This is a genomic window from Roseixanthobacter liquoris, from assembly GCF_043195135.2.
Classification (GTDB): domain Bacteria; phylum Pseudomonadota; class Alphaproteobacteria; order Rhizobiales; family Xanthobacteraceae; genus NCEH01.
In genome coordinates this window covers 1,049,369-1,066,466 of sequence record NZ_CM195537.1, presented here as the reverse complement: position 1 = coordinate 1,066,466, position 17,098 = coordinate 1,049,369, and the positions used below count along the sequence as shown (strand labels likewise).

Below are 17,098 nucleotides of genomic sequence, written 5' to 3'. Positions count from 1 at the left end.
GGCCGCCGTCTTCCTTGCGCCTTCGCCTGCGCACCCTCGCCCGCCGGCCTTCGGCCGGGCTGGCCGGCGGTTCAGGAATGGGCGCGGCGCGTGAGCTCGGGGGAATAGGCGCGCGCCGGACGCCCGGTCGTCGCCGGTGCGGCGCGGGCGGACGGCGCGGGGGCGGCGATGCCATAGCCGAAATCCGGCAGGCCGTGGCGCGCCAGTTCCACTTCCAGCAGGCGCTCTTCGTCCGCGCCCCAATTCGCCAGCTTTTCCTTGGAGCGGCGCTCCGTGGTCTTGCGGCCGATGGCCGAGCTTTTCACCCGGCGCGGCTTCTGCAAATCCAGGCCAAGATAGGCGGCGAGGCGCTCCATCTCCCGCTCGGGCTGGGACAACAGGTCCTCATAGCGCAGGAAATGGGCTTCCGGCCGGCTGTGCCATGCCTTCACATGGGCGCACCAATAGCCGATCTGGTTGAGCTTGCCCGCCGGATCGCGCGCGGACGGCGCCTTCACATAATCGGCGAAACTGGTGTCGGGGTCGATGCGATAGGCCGGCTCGTGCCCCTTCAGATCGAAATAGAATTGCGACCGCAGCACGTCGCGCGGATTGCGCACGATATAGACGTGCTTGGCGTTGCTGTAGAGCGAGGACGCCGCCACCCAGTGCATGTAGGAATGCCAGGGGCGCCGCTCCTTCAGCTTCTCGCCGAAATAGGCGTCGTGGCTCTTGATGACCACCGGCATGTGCATGAGGCGAGCGAAGAAATCGCCGTCGAGATGCATCCATTCGCGCGCCACTGGAAATCGCGCGCGGATCTCGTCGATCAGGAAATGGGTGCCGGAGCGGCGGTGCGACTGGACCAGGATGAGCGGGCGCATGCCCTTGTCGTCCCAATTCCCGATCCGGCCGAGAAAACTGCGCTCGTGATAAGGGAAGGCGCTGGACTGAAGATAGCGCCATCGCAGGACGGCCAACGCCCGCTCCATCTTCTGCGCAATGCCAGCACCCATCGTGCGTCCCCCGTAGGCTGCACACGCCCGGCGGAAACGTCCTTCGGGCGACAGGAAAGGTTGTCATCCACACTTCCCCGTGTTCTGCGGCCGGAGTTGATGAATGGCGCACCATCCTAGCGTAAAGTCTGGGAGGTATGGGAGGGGTCTAGCCTCCAAATTACAAAACTTTCTTGTGGTGCAGCTTAAGCCGGATGCGAAGGGAAGACTGCGGCGCATCGCGCCCGCGCCGTTCGCGCGCCTATTACGCTAGGGAACTTCGCGAGACCCTGAAGCTCGGAGACGAGATCATGAAGACCAGGATCTGGACCACCCTGCCGGCGGTTGCGCCGGTGCTGCTCGCCCTCGCCGCAGGCCCGGCCCTGGCCGGTCAGACGAGCGATGCCACGCCGCCCAAGGCAAAGGTGCAGAAGGTCGCCCAGGCGCAACAGGGCGCACAAGCGGAGGCGTCGGCGCCTCTGAACCCGCGCTGGGTGCCGCCAAAATGGGAAATCAAGGGCCTGGTGGTCTGGGTGTTCACGCCCGGCCATTTCGAGCGCGACTGAGCCCCGCGCCAGCCGTCCCAGGCTCGAAGCGTCGGGTTGGACCCATCAGGGCGCGAAATCCGGCGGCGCCAGTTCGAAGCCCGCGAACTCGAACGCCGGCGCCACCGTGCAGCCGACCAGGGTCCAGGCGCCAAGGCTTTCGGCCGCCTGCCAATGGCCGGGCGGCACCACGCCCTGCGGCCGCTCGCCGGCGGCAAGGTCCGCCCCGAGCCGCAGATGCCGCACCGCTGCGCCCGGCGGGGCGATGCTGAGCACCAACGGCGCACCGGCGTGCCAATGCCAGACCTCGCTCGCATCCACCCGATGCCAGTGGGAGCGCTCCCCCTGCGCCAGCAGGAAATAGATGGCGGTGGAGGCGCCCCGGCCGCCGTCGGCGGCGACCTCCCGGAACGTCTCGCGGAAATGTCCGCCCTCGGGATGGGGCTGAAGCCCGAGGAGCGCGATCACCTCGTGCGCCGCAAGCGCGGCCATGCCGGCGCTCATCCCCGGAAGACGTTCTTGCGCGCCCGCAGTTCGGTGAACACCGCGGCGGGATCGGATTCGCCGAGGCCGAGACGCTCCGCCATGGCGGGATCGTCCGCCCGCAGGAACGGATTGGTCAGTTTCTCGTCGCCCAGCAGCGCGGGAATGGTGGGCTGGCCGAGCTTGCGGGCGGCTTCCGCCTCCGCGACACGGCCGAGCAGCGCGCCATTCTCAGGGTCCACCGAGAGCGCGAACTTGCCGTTGGCGACGGTGTATTCGTGCCCGCAATAGACCGCGAGGTCGTCCGGCAGGGTGCGCAGGCGCACCAGCGAATGCCACAGCACCGGCGGATCGCATTCGATGGGCCGCCCGCAGCCCATCACGAACAGCGTGTCGCCGGCGAACAGCAGCCGCTCGCCCTCGAACAGATAGACGATGTGGCCGGCGGTATGGCCCGGCGTTTCCATCACCCGGCTGATGAGCGAGCCGACCGCAACCGGGTCGCCGTCCACCACTTCCACGTCGATGCCGGGAATGCCGGCGGCCTCGCGCTTGGGGCCGACGACGGTGGCGCCATACTGACCCTTCAGCGCCAGCACGCCGTCCACATGGTCCGCATGGTGATGCGTGACGAGGATGTGGGTGAGGTGCCAGCCCTCCCGGTCCAGCGCCTCCAGGATCGGTGTCGCCTCGGGCGCGTCGATCACCGCCGTGGCCTCGGTGGCGGGATCGTGCAGCAGCACGGCGTAATTGTCGCTGAGGCAGGGGATGATCCGGATTTCGACCGACACGGGTGGTGCCCTCCCTGCGGGGAATGTCCTGCGCGCGCCGATACCGCGCACGCCTGTCCGCTTTTGAGTATCACGCCCGTCGGCGAGGGCAAGCCGGCCGGATGGTCGCAGCACCTCCGCGCGGCGGGGCCATGCTATAAGGAGGCATCGCGAAAGGGGCGCCATGTATCTCGACGTCGTGGATCTGCGCAGTTTCTACGCCCAGCCCCTGGGCGTCGTGACGCGCCGGCTGGTCAGCCGGGCGGTGCGCGCCCGCTTCAATAACGTGCAGGGCCTCTCGGTACTCGGCATCGGCTATGCGACGCCTTATCTCGGGGTCTTCCGGGGCGAGGCGGAGCGGTGCATCGCCATCATGCCCGCGGCCCAGGGCGTGGTGCGCTGGCCCTCAGCCGCCCCCACCCTCGCCGCGCTCGCGGATGAGACCGCCCTGCCCCTGCCCAATGCCTCGGTGGACCGGGTGGTCGCGGTTCATCTGCTGGAGATGACGCCCGACGCCGCCGAAATGCTGCGCGAGGTCTGGCGCGTGCTGGCGCCGGGCGGACGGCTGCTGGCGGTGGTGCCCAACCGGCGCGGCGTGTGGGCACGGCTCGACACCACCCCGTTCGGCAACGGCCGCCCGTTCTCCCGCGGACAGGTGGTGCGGCTGCTGCGGGAAGCCCTGTTCACCCCCTCGGGCTGGGACGAGGCGCTGTACTTTCCCCCCGTGTCGAACAATTGGCTGCTGCGCACGGCGGTGGCCTGGGAGCGGGCCGGCGGGCGCCTCTCCCTGCCGTTCGCGGGCGTGCACGTGGTCGAGGCGACGAAGCAGCTCTATCGCCCGACGCCGGTGAAGCGTTCCGCGCTGGTGCCGGTGCTGGAGCCGGTGTTCGGCCAGGGGGTGCCGGCGGGCCGGGCGATCCTCAATCGTTCCGGCTCAGCAGGAACACCGCCTGCTCGCCCAGCAGGTTCCACACCCACCACGGCATGTTGAATCGCACCGGGTGGCCGGAGGAATCCAGCGCCACCGCCTTTTCCATGCGCGCGTCCAGCACCTCCACCAGCGCCACGAAATCGCGGATGGTGCAGAAATGGATGTTGGGCGTGTCGTACCAGGAATAGGGCATGTTGTCGGTGATCGGCATGCGCCCGTAGAGCAGCAGGTCGAAGCGCGAGCGCCAATGGCCGAAATTCGGGAACGAGACGATGGCGCGCCGGCCGATGCGCAGCATCTGCTCCATCACCCAGCGCGGGCGGCGGGTGGCCTGGAGCGTCTGGGAGAGGATGACGTAGTCGAACGCGTCGTCGGGATAATGGGCAAGGTCCACATCCGCGTCGCCCTGCACCACCGAGAGGCCGCGCGCCACCCCGGCATTCACCCCCTCGCGGGACAGCTCGATGCCGCGCGCATCGCAGCCGCGCGTGGTGGCCAGCAGATCCAGCAGCGCCCCGTCGCCGGAACCGACATCCAGCACCCGCGAGTGGGGCGCCACCATGTCGGCAATCACCATCAGATCGACGCGCACCGAGGAGAAGCGCACGATCGCGTCGTCCGGGGCCGTTTCCCTCACTGCCATGGCGCCCTCACCGGCTGCGCGCGGCCGGCAGGCCGGCGGCCTTCGCGGCGCTGTCGAGAAAGCCGTGAGCGATCGCGAACAATTCCGGCTCGTGCAGCAGGAAGGCGTCGTGGCCCTTGTCGCTGTCGATCTCGGTGAAGGACACGCTCGCGCCCGAGGCGTTCAGCGCGTGCACGATCGCCCGGCTGTCCTCCGTGGGAAACAGCCAGTCGGACGTGAACGAGGCGACGCAGAACCGGGTCTTTGAGCCCCGGAACGCATTGGCGAGCACCCCGTCATAGTCCGCCGCGAGATCGAAATAATCCATGGCCCGCGTGACATAGAGATAGGAATTGGGATCGAACCGCTGGACGAACGATTCCCCCTGGTGGCGCAGATAGCTTTCCACCTGGAAATCGGCGTCGAAGCCGAAGGTGGGCAGCGCCCGGTTCTGGAGCCGGCGGCCGAATTTACGATGCAGCGCCTGGTCCGACATATAGGTGATGTGCGCCGCCATGCGCGCGACCGCGAGCCCGCGATGGGGCGTGTGGCCCTGCTTGAGATAATGGCCGCCGGCCCATTCCGGATCGGCCATCACCGCCTGGCGGCCGACTTCGTGGAAGGCGATGTTCTGTGCCGAATGGCGCGCGGCGGTGGCGATGGGCAGCGCCGCGAACACCCGCTCGGGATAGCTCGCCGCCCATTGCAGCACCTGCATGCCGCCCATGGAGCCGCCGGCCACGCAGAACAGGCGCTCGATGCCGAGATGGTCGAGCAGCATGGCCTGGGCATTCACCATGTCGCGGATCGTCACCACCGGCAGGTCGAGGCCATAGGGCTGGCCGGTCGCCGGATTCAGCGAGGCCGGCCCGGTGGTGCCCATGCAGCCGCCGAGCACATTGGCGCAGATGACATAGAAGCGCTCGGTATCGATGGGCTTGCCCGGCCCCACCAGCGTCTCCCACCAGCCGGGCTTGCCGGTGACGGGATTGGCGTTGGCGGCATGCTGGTCGCCGGTCAGGGCATGGCACACCAGCACGGCATTGGAGCGCGCGGCATTGGGCTCGCCATAGGTCTGATAGGCGATCTGCAGATGATCGAGCGCAACGCCGGCATCCAGGCGCAGCGGGCGGTCAGGCCCGAACCGCACCAGCGGGGAATGGGGCTGGTCGGCTTCGCGCCGGGCGAGGGCGTCTTCCGCTTCCGTGGTCGGAGCCGTTGGTTCGGCCAGATTTTCCATTTCGCCTAGAAGCGACGGCCCCATGCCCGTGTCAAGCGCGCGCACGCAGGCGTGAAGGCCCGCTGACCCCGAGGCTTGCGCGGAGAAAGGTTCCGCCGGCTCAGCGGCCGTTCTGGCAGAGCGGATCCATATCCGGGCAGCCGAGCGCATTGCGACCGGGATTCAGCGAGGGATTTGGCTCGGGCGGCACGGTGCTGACGCCGGGAGGTGCGCCGCGCGGCACGATGGCGCCGGTGGCGGGCGCGGGCCGCACGCTGCCGGTGGAATCATAAGCGGCGCCCGGGGAGGTTTCGCCCGGTGTCGTCGCCTGCGGCGCCGGGCGCACGTCGAACGGGGCATTGGTCGTCTGCGCGGCGGCCGGGGCGATGCCCCCCGCCAGCGCCAGGCCGAAGGCAAGGACGACGGCGAATCTCGATTGAGCCCTACCCATGTTTCCCTCCCACGCCCGGCACGGGGGACCGCGCCGCATCTCCAGAGCCATAACACAGGCGGTCGCGGGGCGGTTCCTACTTACCCGTGAACAAAAGGCGCTTGCGTGGCTTTTGCCGATTCGGACCGGGTTTCACCCGCATCCGTTCCGCCCCCGCGCGCGTCGCTGTCCCGGCGTGGGACAGGGGCTGAAAGGAGAACATCGGGACCGCGCGGAGCGGTCAGCGATTCGCTCGGCCTTTGTTCCGCCCATGTTCCCCTGCGGTCTAGCATCCTGGCCTTCCTGCCCCGATATGATACAGAGCCGTCGTCGGGACGGCCTTTCCAAGATTGCCTTCCCAAGATTTGCGGACGCCACGCGCTGATGGACGATGTGACAAAGCTGGCCGTCTTGCCGCGCTCGATCCGGGCCCGGGGCGTGACCGCGGTGCTCGGGCCGACCAATACCGGAAAGACCCATCTGGCCATCGAGCGCATGCTCGGCCATGAAAGCGGGCTCATCGGCCTGCCGCTGCGCCTGCTGGCGCGCGAGGTCTACCAGCGCATCGTCGAACGGGTCGGGCCGGAACAGGTCGCCCTCGTCACCGGCGAGGAAAAGATCAAGCCGCCCCATCCGCGCTATTGGGTGGCCACCATCGAGGCCATGCCGCGCGATCTCGACGTGGCGTTCGTCGCCATCGACGAAATCCAGATCGCCTGCGACCTCGATCGCGGGCATGTTTTCACCAACCGCATTCTCAACCGGCGCGGACGGTTCGAAACCCTGCTGCTCGGCTCGGCCACCATGCGGCCGCTGGTGGAAAAGCTGCTGCCGGGCGTCACGGTGTCCGTGCGCCCGCGGCTCTCGACGCTCTCCTTTGCCGGCGAAAAGAAGATCACCCGCCTGCCGCCGCGCTCGGCCATCGTCGCCTTCTCGGCCGAGGAGGTCTATGCCATCGCCGAACTGATCCGCCGCCAGCGCGGCGGTGCGGCGGTGGTGATGGGTGCGCTCTCTCCGCGCACCCGCAACGCCCAGGTGGAGCTCTACCAGAGCGCCGACGTGGATTATCTGGTGGCGACCGACGCCATCGGCATGGGCCTCAATCTCGACGTGGACCACGTCGCCTTCGCCTCCGACCGCAAGTTCGACGGCTGGCAGTTCCGCCGCCTCAACCCGGCGGAGATGGCGCAGATCGCCGGTCGCGCCGGCCGCGCCACCCGCGACGGCACCTTCGGCACCACGGGGCGGTGCGAACCTTTCGAGCCGGAATTGGTGGAACGGCTGGAAAGTCATGTTTTTGACACGGCAAAAGTGTTGCAATGGCGCAACGCGGTGCCGGATTTCACCTCTCTCAAATCCTTGATGGAGAGCCTTTCGGTACCGCCACGCGAGGAGGGATTGACCCGCGCGCCGACGGCGGACGATGTGCAGGTGCTCGAAATCATGAGCCGCGACGCGGACGTAGCGGCACGCGCAACCAATGCTGCCGCCATCGCGCGGCTCTGGGACGCATGCCAGGTGCCGGACTATCGCAAGATCTCCCCGGGCGCCCATGCGGAGCTGGTTTCGACCATTTTCGGCCATGTCGGAAACGGGGGACGACTCCCTGATGAGTGGTTCGCGCGTCAAATCGCCTTGACCGATCGCGCGGAAGGAGACATCGACACGCTGTCGAGACGGATCGCCCAGGTGCGGACACTCACCTTCGTCGCCAACCGCCCCGACTGGCTCACGGATCCGGAGCACTGGCAAGGCGTCACAAGAGGGGTCGAAGACAAGCTTTCCGACGCACTGCACGAACGGCTGGCTCAGCGGTTCGTGGATCGGCGGACCAGCGTGCTCATGCGACGCCTGCGAGAGAATACGATGCTCGAGACTGAGATCAGCAAGACCGGCGATGTTAAGGTGGAGGGCCATGTGATCGGCCACCTCCAGGGATTCCAGTTCGCGCCCGACCCCGCCGCCGGGGGAGAGGAAGCGAAGGCCTTGCGCGCCGCCGCCCAGAAAGCGCTCGCGGGTGAAATCGAAGCGCGCGCCACGCGGGTCGGTCAGGCGGTGGACGAAGCCTTCGTGCTGACCGCCGACGGCACCATCCGCTGGACCGGCGAACCGATCGCCAAGCTGATCCCCGGCGACGAGGTGCTCAAGCCGCGCTTCAAGATCATCGCCGACGAGCATCTCACCGGCCCCGCCCGCGAGCAGGTGGAAGCCCGCCTCACCCTGTGGCTGAAGGCCCATGTGGAAAAGCTGCTCGGGCCGCTGCTGAAGATGGGCGAAGCCGAGGACATCACCGGCATCGCGCGCGGCATCGCCTTCCAGATCGTCGAGGCGCTCGGCGTGCTGGAGCGCAGCCGCGTCGCCGAGGAGATGAAGACCCTCGACCAGGCCGCCCGCGCCACGCTGCGCGGCTATGGCGTGCGGTTCGGCGCCCATCACATCTATCTGCCCGGCCTGCTGAAGCCGGCGCCGCGCGCGCTCGCGGCGGAATTGTTCGCCCTTAAGCACGGCGGCCTTGCCCAGAAGGGGCTCGACGAGCTGCCCCATCTCGCCGCCAGCGGCCGCACCTCCATTCCCGTGGACCACGAGATCCACAAGAGCCTGTATCGCGCCGTCGGCTTCCGCGTGTGCGGCGAGCGCGCCGTGCGCGTGGACATTCTCGAGCGCCTCGCCGACCTGATTCGCCCCGCGCTCGCCTGGCGGCCGAATTCGCCCGGGCCCAAGCCGCCCGGCGCCGTCGACGGGCGCGGTTTCACCGTCACCGTCGGCATGACCTCGCTGGCCGGCTGCTCGGGGGAGGATTTCGCCTCCATCCTGCGTTCGCTCGGCTATCGCATGGAGAAGCGCGAAGCCCCGCCGGCCGAGGCCGAGGCGCCCGCCGCTCCCGCTCCCGCCCTTGAGCTGGCGCCGCCGCCCGAAGGCGCCATCGAGGCCGACCTTCTGTTCGGCCCCGACGACGGCGCCGCCGCCCCCGAGGCCGAAACGCCGGCCGAGGCTCCGCTCGAGGCACCCGCCGAGACCGGCGAGGCCGAGACGGGCGAAGCCGAGGCCGAGGCCGTCGACGCGCCTTCCGAAGAGGCCACCGAGATCGAGGCGAGCGCCGAAACCGCGACGCCGCTCGTCGACGCGCTCGCCACCAGCGAACTGCCGGTTGCCGAGGATGCGGCGACCGGCGCCGAGGCCACTGCCGAGATCACCGGAGAAGCCGTGGAAGCGGCAGTTGCCGAGGTCACCGGCGAACCGGCGCTGATCGAAGTGTGGCGGCCCGGCCGTCCGCCGGGTGCGCCGCGCCGCGAGCGCCCCGCGCACGGCCAGCGCGAAGGCCACGGCCAGCGTGAGGGGTCGGGCCAGCGCGAAGGACAGCGGTCCGGCGGCGAACGCCGCGAAGGCGAGCGTCGTGAAGGCGAGCGTCGCGAAGGCCGCCCGCCGAATCGCCGCTTCGATCGTCCGCGCGAGGGCGGCCCCGATGTGACCGCCACCGCGCCCGGCACCGAGGGCACCGCCGGCGAGCCCCATAGCGAACGCCAGGGCGAGCGTCAGGGCGAGCGTCAGGGCCAGCGCCCGCCGCGCAATGACCGTCCGTTCCGCGGCCCGCCGCGCCAGGGCGAGACGCCGCGCGGCCCGCGGCCCGAGCGCGTGGAGGTTCATTCGGACCGCCGCCGCGAAAAGCCCGCCGATCCCGACAGCCCATTCGCCGCGCTTGCCGCCTTGAAGGCGCGCATGGAGGCGGACAAGAAAGGCGGCTGAGTGGCCAAGGACGACGATCACGACGAGGTCGCGCCGCGCGGGGAATTTCCCGACGCCGGCGCGCCCCAGCGCCAGCGTCTGGACCGCTGGCTGTGGAACGCAAGGGTGGTGCGCGCGCGCAGCGACGCGGCCGGCCTCATCCGCTCCGGCCATGTCCGCGTGGACAGCGCCCGCGTGCTGAGCGCGGGCTATTCGGTCCGCGAGGGACAGGTGGTGACGGTCGCCCTCGACCACGGCGTGCGCGTGCTGCGCGTCCGCGCCTTTATCGAACGGCGCGGGGATGCTACATCCGCGAGCGAGCTATTTGACGAAATAACATCCTGACACAGTAAAAAGCGTGTGTGCGGCGTTCGCCTCGCTTGCACGCTGCGCCGGCCTGGAGTAGTCCGGCGCGCGAAAGGGATTAGCCATGACCTATGTCGTCACCGAGAACTGCATCCGCTGTAAGTACATGGATTGCGTCTCCGTGTGCCCGGTGGACTGTTTCTACGAGGGCGAGAACATGCTCGTGATCCACCCCGATGAATGCATCGATTGCGGGGTGTGCGAGCCGGAATGCCCGGCCGAGGCGATCAAGCCCGATACCGAGCCGGGCCTTGAGAAATGGCTGTCGCTGAATGCCGATTACGCCAAGAGCTGGCCCAACATCACCCTGAAGCGCGACGCTCCGCCGGACGCGAAGGAATGGGACGGCAAGCCCGGCAAGGAAGAACTGTTCTCCCCCGAGCCCGGCCAGGGCGACTGAGCGGTTTTCGCGCGAACGCAGCTTCGTGAAGCGTCCCGGCGCGGCTCAGGGCCAGGCTTTCAGCATTTCGTATTGCGACAGGGCGAGCGCGCCCTGCGCATCGAGATAGGCGCGGCCGAACGGCATCGCGCTCAGCACGTCCACTTCCTGATAGATCGTGCCGCCCAAGGGCGGCTGCGCGCCGGCCTTGCGGCAGGGAACAGCGAGAGTGACGACCTGCCCCGCCGCATAGGCCGCCCCTCGCTCCACCGCCCGCACCTGGCCCGTGACCCGGCAGATGCCGAACCCCGCCTCGGGCGGCTGCACCGCGCTGACGGCGATCACGATGACGCTCGCCGCCTCGCGCCGCGCCTGCTCATAATATTGCGGCGCCAGCAGCGCCTGGGCGGCAAAAGTGAAGCCCAGCAGAATGGCCGCCGCGAGCCCGGTGGCGGTACCCGCCGCGGAAAAGCGCATGCGCCCGAGCCGCTTGCCTGCCTCGCCCGCCATGCTCCGTTTCCCCGTTTGCGCGGCCCGCTCCTGGCGCTGCCCTCATCCTGGCCGCCCCGAGCGACCACCGCATGACGCATGATAGCCGGTGCAGGATAAGGGGCCGCATAAAACGGCGCTCGGATTGCCGATTGCCTCTGACATATTCCCCTCTCCGGCCTCCCCGCAAACGGGAGGAGGGACAGCCCACGCCCGGCGCCGACCCCCTCCGGCTGCACCGGCCCGCTTTGGAAACGCGGGACGTGCGAGACCGTTTCTCGCGCCGGCTTTTCGGATTATAAGGCGCCCATGCTCGATCCCACCGCCCATGTCACGGCGCCTTCCGCCGAAGCCCCCGATTTTGCGCACCGGCGCACCTTCGCCATCATCTCCCATCCCGACGCGGGCAAGACCACGCTGACGGAAAAGCTGCTGCTTGCCTCCGGCGCCATCCGCATGGCGGGCCAGGTGCGCGCGCGCGGCGACCGCCGCCGCACCCGGTCCGACTGGATGGAAATCGAGCAGCAGCGCGGCATTTCCGTCACCTCCTCGGTGATGACCTTCGAGCGCGACGGCATCGTCTACAATCTGCTCGACACGCCGGGCCACTCGGACTTTTCGGAAGACACCTACCGTACCCTCTCCGCCGTGGACGCGGCGGTGATGGTGATCGACGCCGCCAAGGGCATCGAGAGCCAGACCCGCAAGCTGTTCGAAGTGTGCCGCCTGCGCGATATCCCCATCTTCACCTTCATCAACAAGGTGGATCGCGAGGGCCTCGAGCCGCTCGGCCTGATGGACGACGTCGCCGCCACCCTGGCGCTGGATCTCACGCCCTTCACCTGGCCGGTGGGCATGGGCACGGATTTCCGCGGCCTCATCGACGTGCCCAACAAATGCGCCCGCTTCGCCGAGGAGCGCGGCGGCCTGCTGACGCGGCTGGTGCCTTTCGAACAACCCGAGGACCTGCTGGAGGTCGAGGGCATCGACCCGCGCATCATTGCCGAGTCGGTGGAGGGGCTCACCCTCGCGCTCGGCGTGCTGCCTGCGTTCGATCTGGAGAGCTTCCGCGAGGGCCATCTCTCGCCGGTGTATTTCGGCAGCGCCATCAAGGAGGCGGGCGTGGGCGAGTTGCTCGCCGGGCTCGGCACCTTCGGCCCGAGCCCCCTGCCCCGCAGCGCCAACGGGCGCATCGTGCAGCCGGAAGAAGACAATGTTTCCGGCTTCGTCTTCAAGGTTCAGGCCAATATGGACCCGAACCACCGCGACCGCGTCGCCTTCGTGCGCCTGTGCTCGGGCACCTTCAAGCGCGGCATGAAGCTCTATAACGCCCGCGAGAAGCGCCACATGGCGATCGCCAACCCCATCTTCTTCTTCGCCCAGGAGCGTGAGACCGTGGACGAGGCGGTGGCCGGCGACATCATCGGCATTCCCAACCACGGCATGCTGCGGGTCGGCGATACCTTGTCCGAGGGCGAGGTGATCCGCTTCGAGGGTATTCCCGACTTCGCCCCCGAAATCCTGCGCCGGGTGCTGCTGGCCGATCCCATGAAAGCCAAGCAGTTGTCCAAGGCGCTCCAGGACATGGCGGAGGAAGGCGTGGTGCAGGTGCTGCGGCCCATCTCCGACCCCGCCCCCATCGTCGGCGTCGTGGGCACGCTGCAATTGGACGTGCTCTCCTCGCGGCTGGAAAAGGAATATGGCGTTCCCATCCGCTATGAGAGCGTCTCCTTCGTAACCGCCCGCTGGATCATCGGCGACCGGGCCGAGATCGACCGCTTCATCGAAACCAGCCGCTCCTCCATCGCCCGCGACCGCGACGAGGCGCCGGTCTATCTCGCCCGCAGCCAATGGGTGCTGGACCGCGCCATCGAGGAATGGCCCAAGCTGAAATTCGTCTCGGTGAAAGAGCGCGGCTGAGCCGCTCGCCGCCTGCCCCATCCAATACGCGGCACGCCAGAAAGGCGCCGCAGCCTCAAGAGGAAACCATGCCGAACGTTGCCGTCGCCAATCCCGACCTTGAGCTGATCATCGACGCGGCCTTCGAGGCCCGGGCCGACATCGGCTTCGCCACCACCGGCGCCGTGCGCGAGGCCGTGAACGAGGCGCTCGCCCTGCTCGATGCCGGCAAGGTCCGCGTCGCCGAGCCGCTCGCCGACGGCAGCTGGCACGTCAACCAATGGCTGAAGAAGGCGGTCCTGCTCTCGTTCCGCCTGAACGACATGGAAACCATTCCCGGCGGCCCCGGCGGCGCCCATTGGTGGGACAAGGTGCCCTCCAAGTTCGAGGACTGGGACGAGGACGAGTTCCGCGCCGCCGGATTCCGGGCCGTGCCCGGCGCCATCGTGCGCCGCTCGGCCTTCATCGCGCCGAACGTGGTGCTGATGCCCTCGTTCGTGAACCTGGGCGCCCATGTGGGCGAAGGCTCCATGGTGGATACCTGGGTGACGGTGGGGTCCTGCGCGCAGATCGGCAAGCATGTGCATCTTTCCGGCGGCGTCGGCATCGGCGGCGTGCTGGAGCCGCTCCAGGCCGGCCCGGTGATCATCGAGGACGACTGCTTCATCGGTGCCCGCTCGGAAGTGGTGGAGGGCGTGGTGGTGCGGCGCGGCTCCGTGCTCTCGATGGGCGTGTTCATCTCCGCCTCCACCAAGATCATCGACCGCGACACCGGCGAAGTCTTCGTGGGCGAGGTTCCGCCCTATTCCGTGGTGGTGCCCGGGTCTCTGCCCGGCAAGCCGCTGCCCGATGGCCGGCCCGGTCCCTCGCTCTATTGCGCGGTGATCGTGAAGCGCGTGGACGAGAAGACCCGCGCCAAGACCTCCATCAACGACCTGCTGCGCGACTGATCGGGCTCTGCCCGATCCGGCAACTCGCCGCGCCGCCGCCCGCCCCTCCGGGTGGCGGGCGGCCGGCGGGAGAATTCCGCGCGTGCCGTTTCGCGGACCTTGCGAGGGCATCTGCGGTTCGGAATTTCAAGGCCACAGACGCTCCCCTTTGCTCGCAATCGCGCGGGCTCCGGCCCCGCATTCGTTCGTGCTCTGGCCTGCGCGGGCCGCCCACAGGCGATTGCCGGGGGGTGTGCCAAGACTTGTGTTGAGCCGGGCAGAAAGTTTCGCCGACCGGCTTGTCTCGCGCGCGCGAGCCGCTATATTCCGCCGCCTTGCCAGAGCGTGGCGCTTCAACCGGCGCCACATGTTTCACGACAGCTTCGGCGGGTATGCAGTGCACCGCGCCTGCACTGTCCGTGACAACGGGCACGACCGGACGGTGCACAAAGGACGGCAGGATCTGAGGACGCAGCGGGCGCGACATGCCCCGAGGCCTTCGACCCCGCATCGTTGCCTGCATAAGAGTTCCGCGCGCGCCCTCGGGCCGCGCCGTGGAGAGGTGGCCGAGTGGTTGAAGGCGCACGCCTGGAACGCGTGTATACGGGCAACCGTATCGAGGGTTCGAATCCCTCTCTCTCCGCCACTCATTGCGATAAGTCGTTGAAAATAAAGATTTATCTCTCTCGATCGATGCCTCTCCCCACATTGTGCCCCACATTTTGAGCGTGCTGCTCTCGCGTGCGCGCGAGGCGATCATCTCGAGTCGATGAACACGGTCTGCGCCTCCGCGTTGAGCAGCAATCTCGACTTTATCGGGCGTCATGCCTGCCCAAAGCCGCTCTCGCGGGCAGATCAGATACATCGCCGCCTTGAACCGCTGAGGGGCAAATACTCAAGCGCGATTTGAGGTTCGGCTTGAAGCAAAAAATGCCGCCGCAGCACGAGTTGCTTGACTAAATGACGGTATTATGATACAATAGAGAGGCGGAGACTGCCGCCAGCCTCACGAAAGATCGCATCATGACTGTCAAATCTCAGTCCGCCTCGCACGACATTCTCGTGCTCTTCAATTCGACGCCGTCCCAGGCCGCAAAGTTCGAAGGCGAGGCCGCTGAAAAGGCGCGCGCTGTTGCCGAGGGCCTCGGCCATCGCTGCGTGACACTGAACCCGGCGAAGGACGCCAAGCTCATCGCGAGTCTCGCGCGCGGCGCCTTCGACAAGGAGGGTGCTCCCCTGCTCGGCGCGGTCACGCCGCGCATGATCAGCGAGCTCGCGGCCGTGAGGAGGCTTGGTGTAGAGCAGATGCAGGACCCCCGGCGTCTCAACGGGCGTGATCTGGGGCATGCCGGGATCGAGCATCACGGCAAGGCGGATTTGCCCCATGGATCGCCGCTGGCCCTTCGTCTCGCCGACGAAGCGTTCGGCTGCGGCATTGAGGAAATGCGCATCGGCGGAATAGCCGACAATCCAGCCGAAGCACCCCGTATGGTCCCTCGGCGGATTGAAGTGATCCACCAATGAGGGCAGATGCGGCCTATCCATGCGCATTTTTCCCCTGGGACTTGAGGTCGTTGATCATATTGAAGAAGTTACCAATACGCGGAGAGATGTGCGCGGGGAGCGGCGGCAGTTCCGCCGCGTTATGCGGCACGCTATCGCCTTCCTCTTCAACCATTTCTCCTGGTTCTTCGCTTTGGGGCATTTCATCACGGCCAGTTGCGTTCCCGCGGAACACCGGTCCCGGCCGGATCAGCCGGCCATCCGTCGTGAGGGTGCGTCCGTCACGTTCCACGAGCGCCACGAGGCTCGTCTCTGGGTCGCCGTTGAGGACATCGGCAAGCTCACGGGCTGAACTGACACCGGAATCGGCGCCCGGCAGCTGGATGTCCAAAAAGGCTTTGGCGCGCCGCTTCACTTCGTGGATCTGCGTTTCAATGGGCTCCGGCAGCGCGGCCGCCGGATCGAAATGCCCGTTTCGCGATCCGATCTGATCCTCTATCCCATCAAGCAAAGCGAGACACGTTTCACGCAAGGCAAAAAAGCGCGCTCCCGCTTCAAGCTCCAGCCAGTGTTCAGGACTGATGCAGGCGGGACGAGAAGTCCATTCTTCACCGGCGCCGGCGGAGAGCCAGTCGCGCACGGCACATCTACGAGACACATTTCTGCGTGAAACATCCGTATCAAATCCGAACACTTGATGGCTGAGAATGTCCAGGGCTTCACGCGGAAGAGGCAGCAGAGGGGACAGGACATCCGCGAGCTTGTCACTGTTTTCCGGGGGCTTGCTCCTCCCTTTCTGCCAGTCACACAAGTAATTGATGAGTTCCGTGTTGTATGGCCGATGGTTTTTTGATGCCGCCTGGAGGAAGAGGTGACCCACATCGCTCAGGCACATCGTATTGAAGCGACTTGCCCCCGGTTCGACCAAGCCGAGCGCCGGAAGTGCAGACGTTGTCGCCATGCGCATCGGCTGCGGCACATAGGTGCCAACCCTCCCCAGTACCTTGAAGGTTAACGCGTCGACACCCGCGAGTTTGCGGCGGCCAACAAGATGGTCATCCCGTTTCCACCCATTGCGTTCAAACGCGAGACAGCATGCGAGCGCCTCCACGGCATTGGCCGCCGTGATCTTGGGCACGCCGCTGTCTTTGTCTTCCGCAATCCGAATGCCCAGCAAAGACAGGAAAAGCGGTTTGGCAAACCACACCCCTCCCATCCCGGGAACCGCAACCTCGTTGAAATAGCGAACCGCCCCGCCCAGACCGAGTCCGCGCGTCCGCCGCTCCACATGCAGACTGCCCGGCCCGAGAACACCCCACAGCATATTCGTCTCCCTGTTCGCCCGTCATGGCTTTGGTCGAGTCACTGGTCGGAAATTGAGCCCGCGGTTCGAGCCGGCCAGCTGTCAGTCGTCCCAGATCGGATGCTCTGCCACTTCAGGCTATGCCGCGACGCATCAATATGGAGGGTCCTCCTCCAACTGAAAGCGCGCGATAGCAACCAATTATCCTATCGGCATCGCTTGGCTGAAATTTAACCATGCGCCTCATAATCCATGATATATGAGGCGGGAAAAGCGCCGACCAGCAATCAATACGTGGTATTGAGTGTAATATAGTCTCATTTCTGATAAATATTTATTGGCTTCGCATGCGCATAACTTGATGGGCAGGCCTTAGATCGGCAGATCGAACACCTCAATCCACAGGGTGTGGGAAGCTTTATCAATCAACAAACACCGCAGGTGCGAACAAAACGGCGGCAGTTGCGAGAATACCTCGCCGCCTCGCAAGCCGGAAACGCGCGTCTGGTCGTTCGGCTTGATCGCCTGGCGCG

The 17,098-nt window shown here is 67.1% G+C and carries 16 protein-coding genes, 1 tRNA gene and 1 pseudogene; 10 read left to right on the top strand and 8 right to left on the bottom strand.

What is annotated here, in order from left to right:
* Positions 1-71: 71 nt before the first annotated feature.
* On the bottom strand, positions 72-995 hold the full coding sequence (locus V5F84_RS04840; protein ID WP_394043598.1) for a sulfotransferase domain-containing protein: 924 nt from the start codon (positions 993-995) through the stop codon (positions 72-74).
* A 290-nt stretch (positions 996-1,285) separates the two neighbouring features.
* Here V5F84_RS04840 and V5F84_RS04835 point away from each other — a divergent pair, with 290 nt between their 5' ends.
* Positions 1,286-1,540, top strand: coding sequence for a hypothetical protein (locus V5F84_RS04835; protein WP_394043597.1), 255 nt, complete (start codon positions 1,286-1,288; stop codon positions 1,538-1,540).
* A gap of 45 nt (positions 1,541-1,585) precedes the next feature.
* Here V5F84_RS04835 and V5F84_RS04830 read toward each other — a convergent pair whose 3' ends face one another.
* A complete protein-coding gene (locus V5F84_RS04830) occupies positions 1,586-2,011 on the bottom strand; it encodes a cupin domain-containing protein (RefSeq protein ID WP_394043596.1) in 426 nt (141 codons plus the stop codon).
* A gap of 8 nt (positions 2,012-2,019) precedes the next feature.
* On the bottom strand, positions 2,020-2,793 hold the full coding sequence (gloB, locus tag V5F84_RS04825) for a hydroxyacylglutathione hydrolase (protein WP_394043595.1): 774 nt from the start codon (positions 2,791-2,793) through the stop codon (positions 2,020-2,022).
* Positions 2,794-2,956: 163 nt separating this feature from the next.
* Between gloB and V5F84_RS04820 the strand changes: the two genes are divergently transcribed.
* Complete coding sequence (locus tag V5F84_RS04820) at positions 2,957-3,763, top strand: class I SAM-dependent methyltransferase (protein WP_394043594.1); 807 nt, start codon at positions 2,957-2,959, stop codon at positions 3,761-3,763.
* Here V5F84_RS04820 and metW read toward each other — a convergent pair.
* From metW to V5F84_RS04805, 3 genes are all read right to left on the bottom strand, one after another.
* Positions 3,693-4,346: a methionine biosynthesis protein MetW gene (gene metW / locus V5F84_RS04815; RefSeq protein WP_394043593.1), complete on the bottom strand. Its 654-nt coding sequence runs from the start codon at positions 4,344-4,346 to the stop codon at positions 3,693-3,695. The genes V5F84_RS04820 and metW overlap by 71 nt on opposite strands.
* 7 nt (positions 4,347-4,353) lie before the next feature.
* Entirely contained in the window at positions 4,354-5,565 is a 1,212-nt protein-coding gene (metX, locus tag V5F84_RS04810; protein WP_394043592.1) for a homoserine O-acetyltransferase MetX, read from the bottom strand.
* Between the two features lie 100 nt (positions 5,566-5,665).
* A complete protein-coding gene (locus tag V5F84_RS04805; protein WP_394043591.1) occupies positions 5,666-5,995 on the bottom strand; it encodes a hypothetical protein in 330 nt (109 codons plus the stop codon).
* 363 nt (positions 5,996-6,358) lie between these two features.
* On the opposite strand from V5F84_RS04805, the gene V5F84_RS04800 reads away from it, so the two are divergent.
* The 3 genes from V5F84_RS04800 (at position 6,359) to fdxA (ending at position 10,463) form a co-directional block, all read left to right on the top strand.
* Positions 6,359-9,718, top strand: coding sequence for a helicase-related protein (locus tag V5F84_RS04800; protein ID WP_394043590.1), 3,360 nt, complete (start codon positions 6,359-6,361; stop codon positions 9,716-9,718).
* 78 nt (positions 9,719-9,796) lie between these two features.
* Entirely contained in the window at positions 9,797-10,042 is a 246-nt protein-coding gene (locus V5F84_RS04795) for a S4 domain-containing protein (RefSeq protein ID WP_394043722.1), read from the top strand.
* An 85-nt stretch (positions 10,043-10,127) separates the two neighbouring features.
* Complete coding sequence (fdxA, locus tag V5F84_RS04790; RefSeq protein ID WP_394015662.1) at positions 10,128-10,463, top strand: ferredoxin FdxA; 336 nt, start codon at positions 10,128-10,130, stop codon at positions 10,461-10,463.
* Between the two features lie 45 nt (positions 10,464-10,508).
* On the opposite strand, the gene V5F84_RS04785 is transcribed toward fdxA, so the two are convergent.
* Positions 10,509-10,952: a hypothetical protein gene (locus V5F84_RS04785; RefSeq protein ID WP_394043589.1), complete on the bottom strand. Its 444-nt coding sequence runs from the start codon at positions 10,950-10,952 to the stop codon at positions 10,509-10,511.
* A 288-nt stretch (positions 10,953-11,240) separates the two neighbouring features.
* Between V5F84_RS04785 and V5F84_RS04780 the strand changes: the two genes are divergently transcribed.
* The 4 genes from V5F84_RS04780 (at position 11,241) to V5F84_RS04765 (ending at position 15,283) form a co-directional block, all read left to right on the top strand.
* Complete coding sequence (locus V5F84_RS04780; RefSeq protein ID WP_394043588.1) at positions 11,241-12,851, top strand: peptide chain release factor 3; 1,611 nt, start codon at positions 11,241-11,243, stop codon at positions 12,849-12,851.
* Positions 12,852-12,919: 68 nt separating this feature from the next.
* Complete coding sequence (dapD, locus tag V5F84_RS04775) at positions 12,920-13,780, top strand: 2,3,4,5-tetrahydropyridine-2,6-dicarboxylate N-succinyltransferase (protein ID WP_394043587.1); 861 nt, start codon at positions 12,920-12,922, stop codon at positions 13,778-13,780.
* A gap of 535 nt (positions 13,781-14,315) precedes the next feature.
* Positions 14,316-14,405: transfer RNA gene (locus V5F84_RS04770), tRNA-Ser, on the top strand.
* A 377-nt stretch (positions 14,406-14,782) separates the two neighbouring features.
* A complete protein-coding gene (locus V5F84_RS04765; protein WP_394043586.1) occupies positions 14,783-15,283 on the top strand; it encodes a hypothetical protein in 501 nt (166 codons plus the stop codon).
* Between the two features lie 13 nt (positions 15,284-15,296).
* Here V5F84_RS04765 and V5F84_RS04760 read toward each other — a convergent pair whose 3' ends face one another.
* The gene (locus tag V5F84_RS04760) at positions 15,297-16,586 is read right to left on the bottom strand and encodes a hypothetical protein (protein WP_394043585.1); all 1,290 of its coding nucleotides are present in this window, start codon (positions 16,584-16,586) and stop codon (positions 15,297-15,299) included.
* A gap of 387 nt (positions 16,587-16,973) precedes the next feature.
* Between V5F84_RS04760 and V5F84_RS04755 the strand changes: the two are divergent.
* Positions 16,974-17,075, top strand: a pseudogene (locus V5F84_RS04755) (hypothetical protein); the annotation flags it as partial.
* Positions 17,076-17,098: the final 23 nt, after the last annotated feature.